The following is a 17,646-nucleotide window of genomic DNA, read 5'->3' as shown; positions in this document are numbered from 1 at the left end:
TCACGAGACCAGCGATGGAATGCCGGTCAGCACCTGGCGCATATAGTCGACCATCACGGAAATCATCCACGGTCCCGCCACCACCAGGGTGACGAACACGCCCACCAGTTTCGGGATGAAGGACAGGGTAGCTTCGTTGATCTGGGTGGCTGCCTGGAAGATCGAGACCACCAGGCCGATCAGCAGCGCCACCAGCAGCAGGGGCGCGGCCACCATCAACGTGACTTCCATGGCCTGGCGGCCCATGGTCATGACGGTTTCTGGCGTCATCGCAAGCCTCCCTAATAAAAGCTCTGGGACAGCGAACCCAGCAGCAGTTGCCAGCCATCGACCAGCACGAACAGCATCAGCTTGAACGGCAGCGAAATCACGGCGGGCGACATCATCATCATACCCATCGACATCAGCACCGAGGCCACCACCATGTCGATGATGAGGAAGGGAATGAAGATGGCAAAGCCGATCTGGAAGGCGGTCTTCAGTTCGGAAGTGATGAAGGCCGGCACCAGGATCTTGAGCGGCACGTCTTCCGGCCCCTGCAATTCCTGGCTGCGCGAAATCTTGACGAACAGGGCCAGGTCGGACTGGCGGGTCTGCTTCAGCATGAAGGTTTTCAGCGGTGCGGCCGAGCGCTCCATCGCTTGCTGCATGCTGATCTTGTTGTCCTGCAGCGGCACCCAGGCTTCGGTGTAAATCCTGTCGAACACCGGACTCATGACGAAGAAGGTGAGGAATAGCGACAGGCCGATGATGACCTGGTTGGGCGGCGCCGACTGCGTGCCCAGCGCCTGGCGCAGCAGCGACAGCACGATCACGATACGGGTGAAACCGGTCATCATCAGCAGCGCTGCCGGGATGAAGGTCAGCGCCGTCATCAGGATCAGCGTTTGCAGCGTCAGGCCGTAATTGGTGCCGCCGCCCGGTGCCGGGGTGCTGGTGAAGGCCGGGATGGTGGGTTCGGCGGCGGCGATCAGCGGCAGGATCAGCGCGGCGCCGGCAGCCAGGCGCAGGGCGCGTTTATTTGCCATTGCGCTTTTCGATCGTCTGTTTGAACCATTCGGCGAAGTTGGCGCCCGGCACGGCCTGGGCGGCGGCCAGTTCGGCTTCGTCGGCTTCCTGGCGCGGCATGGTGGCCAGGGCGTTCATGCGGCCGGGCGAAGCGCCGACCACGATCCATTGCTCGCCCACTTCCACCACCAGGATGCGCTCGCGGGCGCCGACGCTCAGTGCGCCCACCAGCTTGACCTTGCTGGCGCCGGTGATGTGTCTCGGGCCGAAGCGTTTCAGCAGCCAGGCCAGGCCGACCAGCAGGGCGATGACGAAGCCCAGCGACAGCACGGTCTGTACCAGCGAGCCGGCAGCGGAGGGCGCCTGTGTTGCCAGCACATTGTTCGGCGCCTGGACGTTGGCGGCGCGGGCGCCGGCCAGGGCGGCTTGCTGCTCGGGCGTTGCGGCTGGCGCGGCAGCCTCCGGTGCAGCAGCAGGCTGGGCGGCGCCAGGCGCGGCCGGGCTGGCGGCGTTGACCGGGGCCGCTTGCGCAGAGGTGGCAATGGTGTCGGGAGCCGGTGCTTGCTGCGCCAGGGCGGGCGCGCCGGCGAGGCAGAGTGCGGCCGCGATGGTCAGCGGCCGCAGCAGGTGATGGGCAGCGAGGCTGTGCTTCATTTATTCAGTTTTCGGATGCGTTCGGAAGGCGTAATGATATCGGTCAGGCGGATCCCGAACTTGTCGTTCACCACCACCACTTCGCCCTGGGCGATCAGGCAGCCGTTGACCAGCACGTCCATCGGCTCGCCCGCCAGGCCGTCCAGCTCCACCACCGAGCCTTGCGCCAGCTGCAGCAGGTTCTTGATGGCAATCTTGGTGCGGCCCAGTTCCACGGTGAGCTGGACCGGGATATCGAGGATGAAGTCGATATCGTTATGGGTTTCGGTCTTGTTCGGCTGCTTGGAAAAGTCCTTGAACACGGCGGCAGTGGCGGCCTGGTTCTGCATGGCAGCAGCCTCGGCCGCAGCCTGCTCGGCAATCGCGGCGCCCCAATCGTCATCCATGCTTGTATCGTCGTCTTGATTATCCGCCATGTTTCTCTCCTAGCTTTCCTAGCTTTATTTCATATTATCCGCGTTTGCCAGCAGTTTCTCCACCTTCAATGCGTATTGCCCGTTCAACACCCCGTAGGTGCAGTCGAGCACAGGCACGCCATCCACGGTGGCCTCGATGGTTTCCGGGATGGACAAGGGGATCACGTCGCCGACCTTCATGTTCAGGATTTCGTCGAAGCTGACCTTGGCCGTGCCGAGCTTGGCCACCAGTTCCACTTCGGCGATCTGGATCTGCTGCGTCATCAGGCGGATCCAGCGCTTGTCCACTTCCAGCGCTTCACCCTGCAGCGAGGAGGTCAGCGCATCGCGGATCGGTTCGATCATCGAGTAGGGCATGCAGAAGTGGATCTGGCCCGACACCGAACCGAGCTCGATGGTGAAGGTCGATGCCACCACCACCTCGTTTGGCGTGGCGATGTTGGCGAACTGCGTATTCATTTCGGAGCGGATGTACTCGAATTCCACCGGGTACACCGGTTCCCACGACTTGGTATAGGCCTCGAACACGATGTCGAGGATGCGCAGGATGATGCGCTGCTCGGTCTGGGTGAAGTCGCGGCCTTCCACGCGGGTGTGGAAACGGCCATCGCCGCCGAACAGGTTATCGACCAGCAGGAACACCAGGCCCGGGTCGAACACCATCAGGGCCGTGCCGCGCAGCGGCTTCATGTGCACCAGGTTGAGGTTGGTCGGCACCACCAGGTTGCGGATGAACTCGGAATACTTGGACACGCGCACCGAGCCGACCGACACTTCCGCGCTGCGGCGCAGGAAGTTGAACAGGCCCACGCGCAGCAGGCGCGCGAAACGCTCGTTGATAATTTCCAGGGTCGGCATCCGGCCCCGGACGATGCGTTCCTGCGTCGCCAGGTTGTAGGTGCGGACACCCGACGTCTCCTCGGGCGCAGCGACGTCGTCCTGGTCGCCGTTGACGCCCTTCAGGAGGGCATCGACTTCTTCCTGCGAGAGAAAATTATCAGCCATGCTTCACCCGGACCTTACTGGATGATGAAAGCGGTGAACAATACTTCCGATACTTCCTGCGCCTCGCCCTCGTTTTCAAACGGCAGGTTGACGGCGTCCATGATGTCCTTGCTCAGTTGCTGCTTGCCTTCCGGGGTATTGATCTCGGACGCGTGCTTGCTCGATAGCAGCAGCAGGATGCGGCTGCGCACCTTCGGCATATTGGTCTTGATGATCTCCGACTCTTCCAGGCTGCTGGCCTGCAGCGTGATTGCCAGTTGCAGATACTGCTCGCCGTTTTCCGGCTGCAGGTTGACCGTGAACTGGTCCACTGGAATGTAGACCGGCGGGCCGGCCTTCTTGGCCGGCTTCTTGGCCTTCTTGTTCGGCTTGGCTTCTTCCGAATGTTCCTCGCTATCGCCCTTCAGCATGAACCAGGCGCCGCCGCCACCGGCCAGGGCGAGCACCAGCACGCCGGCCAGGATGATGATCAGCTTTTTCTTTCCCCCACCTGCCGGCGGTGCTGCTTCTGCCTTCGCATCAGCCTTCATTTTTGGATTCGCTTTCAATTCTGCTGCCCTGGATGCAAGAGTTGGATCATGACGCCATTATGTCATTATCGCGAAAGCTTTCGGGGAGCGATGCGCCGAAAAGAGGCAGGAAGCAGGGCTATCTCTGCCTTAGGCGAAGGTATCGACGGCGCTGAGCACGCTGCGCCGTACTTGGGGAGCAGCCGGTGCGGCATCTTCCGTATTGTCATTCTGGCCATCGGCCACGCCACGGCGTCGGCCGGCTGCGGCAGCCTCCATTTCGGCAAAGGCTTTCTGCTGGTCCTGGCTGCCGGCCGACACGCTGGTGTCGCCCAGCGCGATGCCGGCTTCACCCATGGTTTCGCGCAGTTTCGGCAGTGCCTGTTCCAGCGCTTCCCGAACTTCCGGCTGGGCCGCGGTGAAGGCGACGCTGGCCTGGTCATTGGAGACGCTCAGCACCACCTGCAGCGGGCCGAGGTCAGGCGGGTTCAGGGTCAGGGTGGCGCTATGTTCGCCGCCATTGACCATCCACACCACCTTCTGGCCCAGCTGGTGGTCCCAGCCTTGGCTGCCGACGCGGGCGTGCAGCTGGTTGCCGGCCAGGGCATGCGCGGCCTGTGCATGGGCGGCGCCGGCCGGGGCGAGGGCGGTGGCGGCCGCCTGCAGGGCGCCTGCTTGCGGCTGGATGGCATGGCGCGCTTCCAGCGCGGCAGCGTCGGCCGCCTTGCTGGCGTCGGTGCCGGCGCGCTGCAGGGCGGCCTGGAAATCGGCGCGCGGCTGTACCGCGGCCTTGTCGTTGCTAGAGGCTTGTGCAGCATTCGCGTCAGCGGTCTCGGCCGCCGCAGCGTGGCGCCCTTTCGCCAAGGCATCCGCCAGGCTGGGATCTTGCGCTGTGCCGGCGCCTTGCGCGGCGGCTTTCGCTGCCAGCAAGGCTTCCTGGTCGACGGCCATGCCGTCTTCCGGCAGGCGCTCGGCAATGCCGGTCCTGCCGCCTGGGCTGGACAGGACGGCGTCGCCGGCCAGTTCGGCACCGGTGGCGCGGCCGTCTTTGCCGGACGCGGCAGCGGCAGCGGCCGCAGCGGCGGCGGCCGCGCTCGCGGCGGCGGCGTCTGCGGCAGGCGGCTGGGCGAGGCCCTGGATCATGGCCAGCATGTCGGCCGCGGCATCGCTAGCGGCCTGCTGGCTGTCGCCGCCTTCGCTTGCCGGGTCGGCGCTGGCGGATGCGCTGGCGCCGGAGGCGGCAGCGGCGGTATCGGCCGGCGCCGCCTGTGCCTCGGCGGGCGTGGCTTCATTGTTTGCCTGGTTGCCTTGCTCGGTCTTGGCGGGCGCCTGGGCTTGTGCGGCCGGTTTGGCGGCCGCGGCCGGGGCGTTGGCGGCGGGCTTGGGCTGCTGGTTGGCATGGGGCTGCTGCGCGGCAGGCTTGGGCGCCTCGGCGCGGCGCGTTGCGCCATTCGCTTGCGGCTGCAGCGCCGGCGGCAAGGCCCTGGCCTGGCGTTCGATCTGATTGTTCAGGGCCTGTGCGAACTGATTGTCTTCCTGCGCGGCATTGGACGAGCGGCCGGAAGCCGTATTGCCGGAAAGAAGAGGGGAGTTCTGTACAGTCTGGGTTTGCATGATCGAATCAGTCTAGCGTTTGAAAAATGCCTGGCGGGAGGCGTGTTCGTCCATGGCCTTCTGGTCGCGTTTGGCTTCCTTCTTGAGCTCCAGGGCTTCGGCCCGGTCGCGCAGGGTGGAATACGACATGCGCTTGCGTTCCGCGTCTTGCCACAATTGCTTCTCTTTATCGCCGCGCGCCTTGCTGTGGCGCACCACTTCCTGCTGCCCCTGGATCGCAGTATCGAGCTTTTCCATGAAAGCTTGGAAATTGCGATACGCCATCGGCGTGATGCCTTGCTGCTGCGAAGCGTCGAAACGGCGGCCATACTCGTCGCGATAGCCAATCAACATATTGAGCTTCTCTTCCGCGTCCGCCGCGGCTTTCAGGGCCGCGCCAAGGCGCTTGGCGGCATCGTCGGTTTCCCGCTGCGCCAGGTCGATCAGGGTTTCAAGTTGCTGGGTAGAGGCCATGATGTTCAATTATATGCAAGGCCAAACGCATCAATCAGTCGAATAGCGTGGTTAACTGCCCCAAGCTCTCGGGCATAGTCACCTGCTCGGTAATTTGCTGTTGCAGGAATTGTTCAATCTTATCGTGGAGCTTGATGGCCTGGTCAAGCACCGGATCGGTGCCTGGCGTGTAGGCCCCGACCGCAATCAGGTCGCGGCTGCGTTCGTAGCGTGAAAACAACTGTTTCAGCCGGCGCGCCTGGTTCTGGTGGGCGTGCGAGGTAATCGAGTGCATGGCGCGGCTGATTGACTGTTCGATATCAATTGCCGGGTAGTGGCCGGCTTCCGCCAGGCGCCGGTTCAGCACGATGTGGCCGTCCAGGATGGCGCGCGCCGAGTCGGCAATCGGGTCCTGCTGGTCGTCGCCCTCGGTCAGGACGGTGTAGAAGGCCGTGATCGAGCCGCCGCCCAGTTCGCCATTGCCGGCGCGCTCCACCAGCACTGGCAGTTTGGCAAACACGGAAGGCGGGTAACCCTTGGTCGCCGGCGGCTCGCCGATCGCCAGCGCGATCTCGCGCTGCGCCATGGCGTAGCGGGTCAGCGAGTCCATGATCAGCAGCACGTTCTGGCCCTTGTCGCGGAAGTGCTCGGCAATCGCGGTGGAATAGGCGGCGCCCTGCATGCGCATCAGCGGCGGCGTGTCGGCCGGCGCCGCCACCACCACCGAGCGGCGCAAGCCTTCCTCGCCCAGGATCTGCTCGATGAATTCCTTCACTTCACGGCCCCGCTCGCCGATCAGGCCGACCACGATGATGTCGGCCTCGGTATAGCGCGCCATCATGCCGAGCAGGACGGATTTGCCGACGCCGGAACCGGCGAACAGGCCCATGCGCTGGCCGCGTCCGACCGTCAGCATGGCGTTGATGCAGCGCACGCCAACGTCCAGCGTTTCCACGATGGGCGCCCGGCCCAGCGGGTTGGCCGGACGCACATTGATCGGCGCCGAATCATTGGTCTGGATCGGGCCCAGGCCGTCCAGCGGGCGGCCGGCGCCGTCGACCACGCGGCCGAGCAGTTCGGGGCCGACCGGCAGGTGGCGGGCGCGGTCGCTGGGGCGGCGGCGCGGGTGGTTGACCGAGCCTGGCTTGGGCACGCTTTGTTCGACCGGGAAGACGCGGGTGCCGGGGATGATGCCCTCGACGTCGCTTTGCGGCATCAGGAACAGCTTGTCGCCTTCAAAGCCGACCACCTCGGCCTCGACCTTGCCGCCGGAAGGCAGGGGCACGGTGCAGGCGGCGCCGACCGCCAGGCGCAGGCCGACCGCTTCCATCACCAGGCCCGCCACGCGCGTGACGCGGCCAGACACTTGCATCGGTTCGACGAAATCGACCAGGGTGGCGCAATCATTCAGGTAAGAACGCCAGCGGCCTGCGTGCACTTGTGGGTCGGGGGCGCCCATATCAGTCGATCCAGTCGATGTCCTTGCCCAGCGCAAGGCTTAGGCGTTGCCAGCGCGACTGCACGGTGGCGTCGATCTGGTTGGAGGCGGTGTCGACCTTGCAGCCGCCGCGCTCGACGGTAGGGTCGTCGATGACGCGCCAGCCGCCTTTGTCGAGCTCTTCCGCAATGCCCTCGCGCACCACGGCAGCGTCTTCCGGATTCAGGATCAGCAGCGCCGGCTGCTGCAAGACCGGCAGGTATTCGATGGCTTCGCGCACCACCGGCAGGATCAGCTCCGGCTTGACGCGCAGGGCGGTCTTGAGCATGCCCTTGGCCAGGTGCAGCGCCAGTTCCAGCACCTCGTTGCTGATGGCCTGGTCGGCGTCGCGCAGGGCGGCGCTGAAGTTGTCGGCGATGGCGCGCACCGGCGCAAGCGCCTGGTCGGTGGCGGCGCGCGCTTCATCCAGCGCCTGTGCCGCGCCATCGTCGTGGCCGGCCTTGAAACCGGCGTCATAGCCCTGCTGGCGCGCTTGCTCGCGGATGGCAGCCAGTTCTTCGTCGCTCGGGTACTCGGGGGCAGGGGCGTGTTCTGCCGCGTATTCGGCTTGCTCGACTTCCGCCAGGGCTGCCGCTTCCTGTGCGGCGGCGGCGCGCGCAGACTCTTCTTCGCGTTCGCGCTGCGCCACCACGCTCGGGCGCGAGTCGCCGAAGGATTGCAATTCCCAGCGCTGGTAGGCAGTCTGTTTTTCTTTTGGGATGCTTGTCATTGCCGAACTTGTCTTTAAACCGGTAATCCTTAAACGAAGGAGTCCTCACCCTTACCACCCAGCACGATCTGCCCTTCATCGGCCAGGCGGCGCACAATCTGCAGGATCTGCTTCTGCTGCGTCTCCACTTCCGACAGGCGTACCGGGCCTTTGTTTTCCAGATCTTCGCGCATCATTTCGGAAGCGCGCGCCGACATGTTTCTGAAAATCTTGTCGCGCAAATCCTGCGAAGCGCCTTTCAGCGCAATGATCAGCATTTCGGACTGCACTTCGCGCAACAGCAGCTGGATGCCGCGGTCGTCGACATCGATCAGGTTGTCGAACACGAACATCTCGTCCATGATCTTCTGCGCCATGTCGTTGTCGTAGTTCTTGATGTTGTCCATCACGTTCTGTTCCTGCTCGCCGGACATGAAGTTCAGGATCTCGGCGGCGGCGCGCACGCCGCCCAGGGTCGATTTCTTGATGTTTTCGTTACCGGACAACAGCTTGGTCAGCACGTCGTTCAGTTCGCGCAGGGCGGCCGGCTGCACGCCATCGAGCGTGGCGATCCGCAACACCACGTCGTTGCGCAGGCGGTCGGTGAAGTGGCCCAGGATCTCGCAAGCCTGGTCGCGCTCCAGGTGGACCAGGATGGTGGCAATGATCTGCGGGTGCTCGTTGCGGATCAGTTCGGCAACCGATTGCGAATCCATCCACTTTAGCGACTCGATGCCGGAAGCATCCTTGCCGCCCAAAATACGCGACAGCAGGACCGAAGCCTTATCGTCGCCCAGCGCCTTGGTCAGCACCTGGCGGATGTACTCGTCCGAATCGAGGCCGACCGTGGAAGCGGCCGCATACTGGTCGCGGAAATCGTCCAGCACATCGACCACCATTTCATGCGGGATGTTCTTCATGGTGGCCATCGAGGCGCCCAGCTTCAGCACTTCGCGCGGACCGAGGAATTTCATCACCTCGGCCGCTTCGGCTTCGCCCATGGCCAGCATCAGGATGGCGGCCTTTTGCAATCCGGTATTCTCAGTCATTGTTGCCTATCCATTCCTTGATGACGTTGGCGACGATGCGCGGATCTTCCGCGGCCAGTTTTTTCGCCAGCGCCAGATTGTCGCGGTAGGTGCGGGCAGTATTCTCTTCCATCTTGGCGATCTCCTCCGCCAGCAATTCTTCCGGTGTCGGGCCGACCGGCTCGACGATCGGCGCGGGTTCCGGCTCCGGTTCCGGTTCGTTGATCTGGTCGATCTTCTTGAACACCGGACGCATCATCGGACGCACGATACGCAGCAGGATGTAGAGCAGGATCAAGGCCGTGATCAGAAATTTCGCCAGCTCCTTGGCCAGCGGCAGGTTGGCCGGGTCGCGCCACCATTCCAGCGGCGCTTCCGGTTCCCTGTCGACGCCGTCGAACGGCGCGTTGGCCACGCTGACGGAGTCGCCGCGGTCCTGGTTGTAGCCCATGGCTTCCTTGACCAGGCTGTTGATCTTGGCCATTTCGTCAGCGCTTAACGGCTTGACCACGACCTTGCCGTTTTTATCGATGGTCCGACGATAGTTTACTACGACGCCGACGGTCATGCGCTTCAGTCCGGCCATTGCCTTCTGTTCATAGCGCACAGTCTTGTCGACTTCGTAATTGGTGGTCGATTCCTTATGGCTGGGGCCGGCCGCCGTGGTTGCAGGGGCTGTGCCAGGCTGGCCCGGCGCACCGGCCGCGCCGGGCGGCGTGGTGGTCAGCGGCGCCGTGGCCACGCCCGGCGGCTGGTTCGACAGCGCGCCCGGAATGCCGCCCGGGTTGGCGTTGGCATTGCCGCTGGTTTCGCTGCTCTGCTGGCTGCGGATGGCGGAAGCGGCCGGCGGCGAATTCGGCTTGTAGGTTTCGGCCGCCTGTTCGATGGCGGAAAAATCGACGTCGGCCACGGCCTCGGCGCGCACATTGCCTTCGCCCACGATCGGCGTGATGATCGACTCGACTTGCTTGATAACTTGCTTTTGCATCTCCTGCACATACTTGAGCTGGGAAGCGTCGAGGTTCTTGGCGTTGCCGGCTGCGCTGCCATTCTTGTTGAGGTCGGAAACCAGGTTGCCGGCCTGGTCGACCACGGTCACGTTGGCCGGCGACAGTTCCGGCACGGAAGAGGCGACCAGGTGCACGATGGCGCTGACCTGGGCCGGATCGATCATGCGGTTGGCGTGCAGTTGCAGGATCACGGAAGCGGTGGGTTTCTGCTGGTCGCGCACGAACACGGAAGGCTTGGGCAAGGCCAGGTGCACGCGCGCCGATTCCACCGCAGCGATGGACTGGATGGAGCGCGCCAGTTCGCCTTCCAGCGCTCGCTGGTAATTGACCTGTTCCAGGAACTGGGACACGCCCAGCTTCTGGTTTTCCATGACTTCAAAGCCGACATTGCCCCCCTTCGGCAAGCCCTGCTGGGCCAGGCGCAGACGCACATTGTGCACTTGCTCGGCCGGCACCAGGATGGCCTGGCCGCCCTCGGCCAGCTTGTACTTGACCTGCATCTGGTCCAGCGCTGCGGTGATGGCGCCGCCATCCTTGTCGGTGTAGTTGGCGAACAGGACCTTGTAGTCCGGTTCCTTATTCCACAGCCACAGGATCAGGATGAGCGCCAGGATGCCCGCCACGGCGGCGCCGCGCACCACCATCTTGCCCATCGGGGTCTGGAAGAAGGCAAAGCGGCTGCGGGGCGCCTGCTGGGCTTCGGGGGCGTCGATATCGATTGGTTCGGCGGCTGCAGCCATGGGTTATCACTGTGGGTTAATGGGCCTGTTGCACATTATCAGGCGATGTTGCGCCCGTTAAAGGCCGGAACAGGCAGCCGTTTGCCTGCCTGCTCAAGGCTATCCGCTGGCTTTCACGCGGGTATTCTGGAAGCCTGAAAACAGGAATATTGTATCTTGGAGTCAACTAATGAGAACAGGCGGAATTGATTCTAGCCAAATCCAGGCCATGATTGCCCAGCTTCATGCGGCGGCCACGCGGCCCTCTGCGACGCCGCCGGTGATCCAGACCGAGAAGGTGGCGGAAAAGCCCGACTTCACCAACGCCCTGAAAGGCGCGCTCGATGCGGTGCAGGCCAGCCAGAACAAGGCCGAAGGCCTGACCAAGCGCTTCCAGATGGGGGACGATTCGGTCAACCTGTCGGACGTCATGATTTCGATGCAAAAAGCCAGCATCAACTTCCAAGCCACCGTGCAGGTGCGCAACAAGCTGGTGCAGGCCTACCACGACATCATGAACATGCAAGTGTAATCAAGCACTTAGAAAATAGGGACGTACCCCATTTTTTTCAAAAATGGGGTACGTCCCTATTTTCTAAGTGCTTGATTATTCGAGGCCGGCGGTGCGGGCGTTGCGTTCGCGCTCGAGCTTGGTGATGTAGCGCTGGACAGCCGCCAGCGCGGAACGCGGCATGTCGACAAACTGGCAGCCGAGACGGCGGTTGGTTTTGTTGTTTAAAAGCGTCAGGTCCAGCGAGTTGCGGATCTGCAGGCCGGTGCTGACCGTGGCCACTTCAGGTAATTCAATGCGGCAGTCGTGGTAAACCTTGCCGATCGTGTCGCCCAGTTCCAGGCTGTTATCGAGGATCGCAATGCCGCCGCAACTGATGTCGGACAGCGGAAACGCCTTGCTGCCGCCGCCCAGTTCGGCCGGCTGCGGAATCAGCACGCGCACGGGATTGGTGACCGGCGTGGCGATGCGGTAGAACTCGCGGCGCTGCAGGCGCACCAGGCTGGCCGGCAGCGGCATCTTGAAGGCCGGGCTGCCTTCAAACGTGGTCGATTCGATGTGCTCGCCGCTGAACATGATGCGGATCTTGTCCAGCGTGGTTTCGAAGGAAAGCCGCTTGGCGCCAAGGATGCGGCGGTTCTGGTCGGGACTGATGGAGCAGTCGAGGATTACGTTGCCGCCATCGGCATCGACCTCCAGGATGGACGTGACGCAGACGTCGGACTCGCCTTTGACGAGCATGCGGATCAACTGGTTTTTCTCGCCGATACTGCGCAGCAACGCAGTGATCTCGCGGCGCGAAGCAACCTCGAAATCATGCCAGTTTTCCATGTCCGATTCCGAAATATAGCTGTGCATCAAGGTCCGTTTTTGGGGGATTCATTCGGTACGCTGAGATCGGGCGCCGGCGGCGGGGGCTGGCCAGTCTTTTGCGCTGCTTCAATATGATAAAGCCATGCCAACAGTTCCGCAATTACACGGTAGAGCAGTGGCGGGATCTGCTGGTCGAGGTCCACTTCCATCAGCAGCGATACCAGTTCCTTTGACTCATGGATGTGGACGCCGTGCTCGGCGGCCACGGCAATGATCTGCTCCGCTACCAGTCCGCGCCCTTTGGCGACGACTTTTGGTGCCGCCTGGCCGCTCTTGTAGGCGAGGGCGACGGCGCTTTGCAGCGGGCGGCGGGGCGGCTCGCCATGCTCACTCTGCGCCATCTTTGCCCTCCGCCTGGATGGCAAGCGATGCCAGCGGTGCACCGGCGGCATCCAGCGCCTGCTGCAAGGCGCCGGCCCAGGCGCGCAGCGTGGCGGCCGTGTCTTGCGAACCGGACTGCACGGCGATGTGCACCTGGTCGCCGACCAGGGTGACGTTGGCGGCGACCTGGCCCAGCATGGGGAAGCGGAAGCGCACGCCGCTGCGCCAGACCGGGTCCGCTTCGCCATCGCGGCCTTCGCCGCGGCCGCCTTTGCCGCCGGCCTCGTCCTGCTGCTCGCGTTCCACCAGCCATTGCATCTGCTGCCCGGGCCAGGCTTCGCCTTGCCACATGAGCTTGCCCTGCTCGTGGGTGTGCAACTGCTGGTTGATCATTTGCGCGGCGGACAGGTCGGGACCGGCCAGCGCCTTCGCTACCGCCTCGGCCTGGCTCTGCGCCGCGCCTGGCGCGCCAGCCTGGCGCTGCATCTGCGGCTCGCGCTGCAAGTCTTGCAGCGGGCGCTTGCCTTCGGCCCATTCGGCCACATGGGATTCATAGAACAGGCCGCTGTCGCCCAGGGCGCGCTGCAAGCCCTGGCTGAGCTTGCCGGTATCGGGCGGGCCGCCTGCGCTGAGCGGCGTCTTGCCGTTGATGGTGACCGGCACCCCGGGCGTGGTGTAGGCCGAGGCCAGTGCGCTGGCAATGGCGCGCGCGGCGGGGCTGAGGGCCGCTTGCGGCGTGTCCTTGCCAAGTGCGGGCAACTGGTCGGCCGGCACCAGCGGGGCCTTGCTGAGCAGGGCGGCGCCGGCACTCAGTGTGCGGCCCTGCGCTGCGCCGGCCTGGCCGGCCTCGGTGCCGCCGGCAGCCTGCGGCTGCTTGCCGCTGAGGTTGAGGATGGCCGCCTCCTGCGACGGCAGCCGTGCGCCCGTGGCCGGCAGCTCCGGCATCTGGTCGCCGGCGACAAAGGTGGCCATCTGGCCGGCCTGCGCACTGCCGGCGCCCACTTGCAGCGTGGGGCGCGGCTGGCCGCTGAGCACGGTCAGCGGCAGGTCGTCGCCGGCGTTGACCCCGGCCGGCAGCAGCATGCGCGCATTGGTGTCGGCCACGCGCACCAGGAAACTGCCGTCGGGGAATTTGCTGAGGACCTGGGCGGGCAGGGTTTGCCCGACCATTTGCGAGAGGGCGCGCTGGAAAGCTTCCTGGCGCGGTGCGGCAACGGCTGGCGCGGACGACGCTGCGCTGGTGGGGCTGACGGCCCGGACATCCAGGCGCGGGGGCAGCATGGCAGCCGCCCCGCTCAGACGGCGCCGTAGGCGGCGGCCAGGCGCCGTTCAGTGCCGGTGTTGTTGATCAGTTTGGACAGCTGGGCCATCCAGGGCATGGTCAGGTCGCGGATCTGGCGGTCGTCGTCCAGCATCTGCTTGATCAGGCCGAGCTTCTGCTGGCGCTCGCTGGCGTCCAGCACGACCGCTTCTTCCGCGCCGCGCAGCAGGGCGACCTGGGCCGCTACCTGGCTTTCCAGCACTTCCAGTCCGTCCCAGTCGGACATTGTTGCTGCCGCCACCATCTTGTGGGTCAGTGCTGCCATGGCGGTGTAGGCGCTTAAAACTTCCACGTTCGTCATTGTCGTCCTCGATTACATGCTAGCGAAAGCAGCAGGCTGGGTATTGTTGTTGCTGGCTGGGGCGCCGCCGATCTGGTTCCAGGTGTCGCGCAAATCGGCCAGCAGGCCGCGCACTTCTTCCAGGATTTCCGGCTGGTTCTTGATGTTTGCTTCCAGCAGGCGACGGCTCATGTAGTCGTACAGCGCGTCCAGGTTCTGCGCGATTTCGCCGCCAGCTTGCTTGTCCAGGCTGGCGCGCAGGCCATCGTCGATGATGCGGATGGCTTTCGAGATGGCCTGGCCTTTTTCCTGCACATTGCCAGCGTTCATCTGGGTGAGTGCGGTCATGATCGCAGCCAAGGCGCCGTCGTAAAGCATGACGATCAGCTTGTGCGGCGAGGCGGAGCTAACGCCAGTTTCCAGGCCAACTTTCGCGTAGGCATTGACACCGCGTGAAGTAGTTCCAAACATAATCTCTCCTTATTTCTGCGCTCAGCTGTTGGAGGCGAGGGCCGCCAGTTGCTGAGTCAAATACGCTTGCGTGCTCTGCATTTTCGCCAGGGTGGTATCGAGCCGGGTGAACTGGGCGCGGTAGCGTTTTTCGACGTCGTCCAGCTTGGAGGAGAAGGCATCGCGCTGCTTGGCCACGTCCTTGATGCTCTTGTTCAAACCTTCGGTCACGGTGGTCAGCAAGCCCTTGCTGCCGAGGAAGGACGTGGCCAGGTTGTTGAGCTGGTAGGCATAGCCCTGCGAGAACGAGACAGTGCCGCGGTCGCCCAGGGCGCCGCCGGTGATATCGATCTTCAAGCCTTCCGCATCGGTGCCTTCGGCGCCGGTCAGGGTCTGGCCGGTGCCGACCACGGCCTTGCCGCCCAGCGTGCCGGCCACGTCGGTGCCGGCGACCGGCGCCGCGCCGCCAAACACGCTGTCGACCGTGCTGCCGGTGACACTGGTCAGGGCGATATTCGAAGCCGAACCGTATTTGCTGGACGACAGCACCAGTTTGCCGCTGCCGTCAATCGTGGCCGTGACGCTGGAGCCGGCATCCGCGAAGGCGGAGGTGCCGTTGATCGACGACTGCACGATCTTGGCCAGCTCGGCGGGCGTGTAGGTGCCGGCCGGGATCGTGACGTTGGCGATATTTTTCGAGTTGCTCGGCGTGGTGTCGTTCAGGGTCACCGTCCAGCTGGTGTTGGCGTCAATCGTGGTGGTGCCGGCCAGCGCTGCCGAGCTGGTCAGTGCGCCCTGGCTGGCCAGCGCCGTGATGTTGAGCGCATAGCTGCCCGGCTTGGTTTTCGCGGTCGAGCTGACAAAGCTTACATTCGGGTCGGTGGCATTGCCGATGGCGGTGAACAGGCCGGCAATATCGCCGAAGTTCTTCTCGATTGCCTTGCTCAGCTTGGCGTCGTCCAGGGTCAGCGTGCCATCCTTGGCAAAGGAAATGCCGACCTGGCCCATATTGGTCAGGCTGCCGGACAGGCCGGTGATCTGCCCGCTCATCATGCGGCGCAGTTGCGCCTGCATCGACTGGGCGGTCGGGTCGCCCTGCAGGGCACCGGCTTTCTTGGTTTCCGGGTCGTAGGCGGTGAGTTTTTTCAGCGCGCCGTTCAGTTCGTTGTACGCTTTGACGAAAGCCGTCAAGTTGGTCTTGACGCTGTTGGTGTCGCGCGCCACGTTCAGCGTGGTGCTGCCCAGCTGGTTGACCGTCAAGCCCACGCCCTGGATCGACTCGTTGACGGTGTTCGAGTGGCTGCTGACGGCAATGCCGTTGACGGTCAGCTTGGTGTCCTGCGCGGCCGAGGTCTGCTGCATCGACTGGGTGCCGGCCGGGTCGTAACTGAGCAGGCTGCTGAGGGCGGCGTCCGGCGGGTTGCTGCCGTCACCGCTAAGGCTGATCTTCATGGCGGCGTTTTCACCGGTCTTGTTCGACGTCAGCACCAGGCGGTAGGGGGTGGCGCTGCCGTCGGAAACGATGGTGGCGGTCACCCCGAGGCTGGCCTTGTTGATGGCATCGGCGACGCCTTGCAAAGTATTGTTGGTGCTGTCGATGACAACCGAGCCGGACGGCTGGCTGGCGTCCTGGCTGAACCCGCCGCCAATCATGCTGCCGCCGGTGCCGGCAGTCAGGCCGGCAGCGGCCGGGTTGTTGCCGGCAATGGTAATCGGGCTGCCGTTGGCCGAGGTCAGAGTGACGCTGCTGGCCGAAGCGTAGCTGGCGCCGGCATTGGCTGCGCCGGCCGCGGTCTTTGCGCCGCCGGTAACGCCGCTGGCCGTTTCGGTGATGGCCACGCTGGCGCCGCTGGCGCTGCGGAATTCCAGGGTGCCGGCGGCGGCACTGCCGGTAAAGGTGATGCCTGCCGCGGCAAGCGCGGTGGCGGTGGCGCCGCCCGCGTTGGCCAGGTCGGCATCGAGCGAGGCCGCCGTTACGCCGGCGCCTGCCGCGACGCCTGCGCCCTGGCTGGCGATCGTGACATTGCCTACTTTCAGCGCATAGGAACCGCTGCCGTCGGTGGCGACGTCGCCGAAGGTCGAGAAGATATTCGCTACGCTGGCGGTGACGCCGGTGGTGCTGGTCTTGTCGTTGATGGCATTGGCCAGGGCGGTGGCGCTATTGGTGCCGCTCGAGGTGGCAATGGCGGTGCCGTTGATGCTGAGCGAGCCATTGGCCAGGCCGTTGGTCAGCATCGACGAACTCAAGCCCGTGCCTTGCAAGCCGAAGCTGCCGCTGGCGGTACCGAACTGGAAGAACAGGGTGGTCGAGCCGCCCAGGCCGATGGTCGAAGTCTTGCTTGCCAGGCCAGTGGTCATCAGGGTCTGGGCCTGGGCCAGCTGGCTGACGTTGATCTTGTAGTTGCCTGCCACGGCCTTGGCCGAAGCGCTGGCGGTCAGCAAATCCTTGTTGCCTACCGTGGTGGAAAAGCCCTTGAAGGCGTTGGCCGAGGTGAGCCCGCCCAGTGCGCTCTGGAACACGCCGACCGCCGCGGTCAGCGAACCGAAGGCGCTCACCTTGGCCTGGTAGGAGGCGGTCTTGCGGTCGTAGCCCGCCAGTGGCGCGGCTTCGGCGGCCATCAGTTTGTCAACGATGTCGTTGACATTCAGGCCGGAACCGATACCGGGGGATGACAGTGCTGGGGTGCTGGAAAGGGCCACGGCAAACTCCTGAGGAAACAAGATAAGTCTAACTTGTTTACGGCAGATTCAAAGTGGACTTGAGAGGGGGAAATACCTGTTTATTCGTGACCGAAAAGACAAGCTGTCAATACGAGCAGCATAACGTAAAAAAGCCCGGACTGCCGCAAGGGCAGGCCGGGCCGCGAATGCTGTTGCTGGTGGTCAGGCTTCCTGGTCGACCAGCAGACCCCTGAAAGCATCGATCGCTTTCGCGATCTCCAGCGCCTCCGGCGTCGGAATCTGGCGCAGTACTTCCTGGGTACGCAGGTCAATCACTTTGACAATAGTGCGGTGGCTGTCGTCGTCGATGGCAAACAGCAGGCTTTGCGCCCGCTGCTGCACCGAGTTGTTCAGCCTGGCAACTGCATCTTCCACCTCTTGCCTGGAAGGCGTTGCTTCCTTGGCCTTGACCGCATCGATGGTTTCCACCGCAGCAGCCGGGCTGCGGCCTGCCACCGGGAGGGCCACGAAGTCCGGGACCGCGATGCCGCGGTCAGCCCGCGGCACAGTAGCAGTTATTGAATCGATAGTCATACAGACCTCCTACGGAAAATTCCCCGGTCCGGCGAACCGGAGCGGGGAACCGCT

Annotated in this window: 20 protein-coding genes; 1 reads left to right on the top strand and 19 read right to left on the bottom strand. The window is 64.1% G+C overall.

Features of this window, described 5'->3' with window-relative positions; genetic code table 11:
* From fliQ to fliF, 12 genes are all read right to left on the bottom strand, one after another.
* On the bottom strand, positions 1 to 270 hold the full coding sequence (gene fliQ / locus ACWBU6_RS23585; RefSeq protein WP_055930712.1) for a flagellar biosynthesis protein FliQ: 270 nt from the start codon (positions 268 to 270) through the stop codon (positions 1 to 3).
* A gap of 11 nt (positions 271 to 281) precedes the next feature.
* Positions 282 to 1,028, bottom strand: a complete 747-nt coding sequence (gene fliP / locus ACWBU6_RS23580) for a flagellar type III secretion system pore protein FliP (RefSeq protein ID WP_452645771.1) — start codon at positions 1,026 to 1,028, stop codon at positions 282 to 284.
* Positions 1,018 to 1,662, bottom strand: coding sequence for a flagellar biosynthetic protein FliO (fliO, locus tag ACWBU6_RS23575; RefSeq protein WP_452645770.1), 645 nt, complete (start codon positions 1,660 to 1,662; stop codon positions 1,018 to 1,020). Before fliO ends, fliP begins: the two co-directional genes overlap by 11 nt.
* Positions 1,659 to 2,078: a flagellar motor switch protein FliN gene (gene fliN / locus ACWBU6_RS23570; RefSeq protein ID WP_055930721.1), complete on the bottom strand. Its 420-nt coding sequence runs from the start codon at positions 2,076 to 2,078 to the stop codon at positions 1,659 to 1,661. The genes fliO and fliN overlap by 4 nt, the downstream gene beginning before the upstream one ends.
* A 24-nt stretch (positions 2,079 to 2,102) precedes the next feature.
* Entirely contained in the window at positions 2,103 to 3,083 is a 981-nt protein-coding gene (gene fliM / locus ACWBU6_RS23565; RefSeq protein ID WP_057260407.1) for a flagellar motor switch protein FliM, read from the bottom strand.
* Between the two features lie 14 nt (positions 3,084 to 3,097).
* Positions 3,098 to 3,613, bottom strand: a complete 516-nt coding sequence (gene fliL, locus ACWBU6_RS23560; RefSeq protein WP_452645769.1) for a flagellar basal body-associated protein FliL — start codon at positions 3,611 to 3,613, stop codon at positions 3,098 to 3,100.
* A 129-nt stretch (positions 3,614 to 3,742) separates the two neighbouring features.
* Positions 3,743 to 5,206 carry a flagellar hook-length control protein FliK gene (locus tag ACWBU6_RS23555; protein ID WP_452645768.1) on the bottom strand — a complete coding sequence of 488 codons (1,464 nt, stop codon included), beginning with the start codon at positions 5,204 to 5,206 and terminating at the stop codon, positions 3,743 to 3,745.
* 12 nt (positions 5,207 to 5,218) lie between these two features.
* Positions 5,219 to 5,659 (bottom strand): flagellar export protein FliJ, encoded by a 441-nt coding sequence (fliJ, locus tag ACWBU6_RS23550; RefSeq protein ID WP_452645767.1) that lies wholly within the window; start codon positions 5,657 to 5,659, stop codon positions 5,219 to 5,221.
* Between the two features lie 34 nt (positions 5,660 to 5,693).
* Positions 5,694 to 7,097, bottom strand: coding sequence for a flagellar protein export ATPase FliI (gene fliI / locus ACWBU6_RS23545; protein WP_452645766.1), 1,404 nt, complete (start codon positions 7,095 to 7,097; stop codon positions 5,694 to 5,696).
* A 1-nt stretch (position 7,098) separates the two neighbouring features.
* Positions 7,099 to 7,845: a flagellar assembly protein FliH gene (locus ACWBU6_RS23540; RefSeq protein WP_452645765.1), complete on the bottom strand. Its 747-nt coding sequence runs from the start codon at positions 7,843 to 7,845 to the stop codon at positions 7,099 to 7,101.
* A 29-nt stretch (positions 7,846 to 7,874) separates the two neighbouring features.
* Positions 7,875 to 8,873, bottom strand: a complete 999-nt coding sequence (fliG, locus tag ACWBU6_RS23535; protein ID WP_452645764.1) for a flagellar motor switch protein FliG — start codon at positions 8,871 to 8,873, stop codon at positions 7,875 to 7,877.
* Positions 8,866 to 10,602, bottom strand: coding sequence for a flagellar basal-body MS-ring/collar protein FliF (gene fliF / locus ACWBU6_RS23530; protein WP_452645763.1), 1,737 nt, complete (start codon positions 10,600 to 10,602; stop codon positions 8,866 to 8,868). The genes fliG and fliF overlap by 8 nt, the downstream gene beginning before the upstream one ends.
* Positions 10,603 to 10,771: 169 nt before the next feature.
* Between fliF and fliE the strand changes: the two genes are divergently transcribed.
* Positions 10,772 to 11,113, top strand: a complete 342-nt coding sequence (fliE, locus tag ACWBU6_RS23525; RefSeq protein ID WP_452645762.1) for a flagellar hook-basal body complex protein FliE — start codon at positions 10,772 to 10,774, stop codon at positions 11,111 to 11,113.
* A 75-nt stretch (positions 11,114 to 11,188) separates the two neighbouring features.
* On the opposite strand, the gene ACWBU6_RS23520 is transcribed toward fliE, so the two are convergent.
* From ACWBU6_RS23520 to ACWBU6_RS23490, 7 genes are all read right to left on the bottom strand, one after another.
* Positions 11,189 to 11,923, bottom strand: a complete 735-nt coding sequence (locus tag ACWBU6_RS23520; protein ID WP_452645761.1) for a flagellar brake protein — start codon at positions 11,921 to 11,923, stop codon at positions 11,189 to 11,191.
* A gap of 26 nt (positions 11,924 to 11,949) precedes the next feature.
* Positions 11,950 to 12,306 (bottom strand): EscU/YscU/HrcU family type III secretion system export apparatus switch protein, encoded by a 357-nt coding sequence (locus tag ACWBU6_RS23515; protein ID WP_452645760.1) that lies wholly within the window; start codon positions 12,304 to 12,306, stop codon positions 11,950 to 11,952.
* Positions 12,293 to 13,567, bottom strand: coding sequence for a flagellar hook-length control protein FliK (gene fliK / locus ACWBU6_RS23510; RefSeq protein WP_452645759.1), 1,275 nt, complete (start codon positions 13,565 to 13,567; stop codon positions 12,293 to 12,295). The genes ACWBU6_RS23515 and fliK overlap by 14 nt, the downstream gene beginning before the upstream one ends.
* 14 nt (positions 13,568 to 13,581) lie before the next feature.
* The gene (locus tag ACWBU6_RS23505; RefSeq protein WP_452645758.1) at positions 13,582 to 13,908 is read right to left on the bottom strand and encodes a flagellar protein FliT; all 327 of its coding nucleotides are present in this window, start codon (positions 13,906 to 13,908) and stop codon (positions 13,582 to 13,584) included.
* 12 nt (positions 13,909 to 13,920) lie between these two features.
* Positions 13,921 to 14,358, bottom strand: a complete 438-nt coding sequence (gene fliS, locus ACWBU6_RS23500) for a flagellar export chaperone FliS (protein WP_452645757.1) — start codon at positions 14,356 to 14,358, stop codon at positions 13,921 to 13,923.
* A 21-nt stretch (positions 14,359 to 14,379) separates the two neighbouring features.
* Positions 14,380 to 17,037, bottom strand: coding sequence for a flagellar filament capping protein FliD (fliD, locus tag ACWBU6_RS23495; RefSeq protein ID WP_452645756.1), 2,658 nt, complete (start codon positions 17,035 to 17,037; stop codon positions 14,380 to 14,382).
* 183 nt (positions 17,038 to 17,220) lie between these two features.
* Positions 17,221 to 17,592 carry a flagellar protein FlaG gene (locus ACWBU6_RS23490; RefSeq protein WP_452645755.1) on the bottom strand — a complete coding sequence of 124 codons (372 nt, stop codon included), beginning with the start codon at positions 17,590 to 17,592 and terminating at the stop codon, positions 17,221 to 17,223.
* Between the last annotated feature and the right edge of the window lie 54 nt (positions 17,593 to 17,646).

This window comes from Pseudoduganella sp. HUAS MS19 (genome assembly GCF_053615455.1).
Note: the sequence above shows the minus strand (reverse complement) of the source record. Positions and strands in the feature narration are given on the sequence as shown.